The 1,445-nt window shown below is 64.8% G+C and carries 1 protein-coding gene; it reads right to left on the reverse strand.

What is annotated here, in order from left to right:
* Positions 1-196 precede the first annotated feature (196 nt).
* Complete coding sequence (locus RCH11_RS18070; protein ID WP_327058414.1) at positions 197-1,405, reverse strand: IS4 family transposase; 1,209 nt, start codon at positions 1,403-1,405, stop codon at positions 197-199.
* Positions 1,406-1,445 lie beyond the last annotated feature (40 nt).

The raw sequence follows: 1,445 nt of genomic DNA on the forward strand, positions 1-1,445 counted from the left end.
CAATACCGTTCAGTTAAGTGTTTGAAGGCGGATTTGGGGGCTGTGTTCGGGTTGTGGCCAGTGGGAGTGGTGGTCGCGTTTGGCAAGCCATTTGGAGATCTTGCGTTTGATTACCCTCGGGTTTGAGCGATGTCGGCGGGCTGGGTTGAGTCGCTTGATCAGGCTGAGGATGGCGTGGCGCCAGAGGGCGCTGGTGTCATGGTGAGGGGGGAAAAGAGCCCTGTGTCACCGAGCGGCGAGCGATGCGCAGGGCTGCGACGAAGGAGACCCGGTCGGGGTCACGCCCGGCGTGGGCGGCCGCGTCGACCATGAGGGTGCGGATCGCGTAGTGGCAGCAGAGGTGTCCCCAGATTTCCTGCTTGACCAAGTCGGGGGATTGGGAACGCAACACGCCCCTTGGCCCGCGTTGATGCGTTTTCAGTTCGTCGAAGGTGGACTCGATCTCCCACCGTTCGGAGTAGATGGTGGCGAGTTCTTCCGCGCTGGCGTCGGCTGGATCGAGGATCGTGGTCAGTAGCCGGTAGGCGTCAGGGTTGTCGCGTCCGTCGTCGATCGTGTAGTCCACGACCCGCACGGTCAAGGGTGTTGTCGATTGCCGCCCCGGGCCGGAGGTCGGAATGATTCTGGCCAGCCAGGACCCGTCGGTCAGGGTCTCCAAATACCGTGGGCGCAGGTTCGTCTTGACCCGCCAGAGCAGGTCCGCGCCCGTGTCCGCAGCGTGCTGCCAGAGGGGGAAGCCGTAGAAGCCGCGGTCGGCCAGGACCAGCATCCCGGGCTTGAACCTTCCGGCCAGCTCCCGGGACAACGCGATCTCCGACGTGCTGCAGGGGCCGATTTCGGCGTCGAGGATGGCATGGGTGCCGCACTCGGCCAACGCCACCAGTCGGGCCTGGGGAAACGCGGCATGCTCGCCCCGGCTGGATGCCGGGCGACCAAAGAACTCCGCATTCGCCGACGTGTCAGCGAGATCCAGGACCGTCCCATCGATCGCCATCAACCGCCGCCCTGCCAGCCAGGACCCCGGTGTCTGCGGCCCGGCCAGCGGGACCACTACCCGGGCGAACAAATCCCGCACCGGCTCGAATCCGAGCCGCGACCGGGCCTGGAAGATCGCCGACTTCGACGGCGGCGACCACGACGCCGCCCAGCCCGACGACCACGCCAGCCCGTCCGTCAGCTGCGCGAACACATCCTCGTAGGAGCCCTCCGAGTGCAGCGCCATCCCGATTGAGAAGTACGCCATCACCCGCGCCGGCAACGACCGATTCCGTTGCTCGGTCCTCCCTGCATCAGCGATCACCTGATCAACGAGCTCCGCAGGAAACACCCGCGTCAACAAACCCACCGACACCAAATCCGACAACCGACGGTCAGAAACCGGCTTCACCCATCCAGAACGAGGCATACCTCGAAACTACCCCATGGACCCTTAACTGAACGGTATT

Source organism: Glaciihabitans sp. GrIS 2.15 (assembly GCF_035984695.1).
GTDB lineage: Bacteria > Actinomycetota > Actinomycetes > Actinomycetales > Microbacteriaceae > Lacisediminihabitans.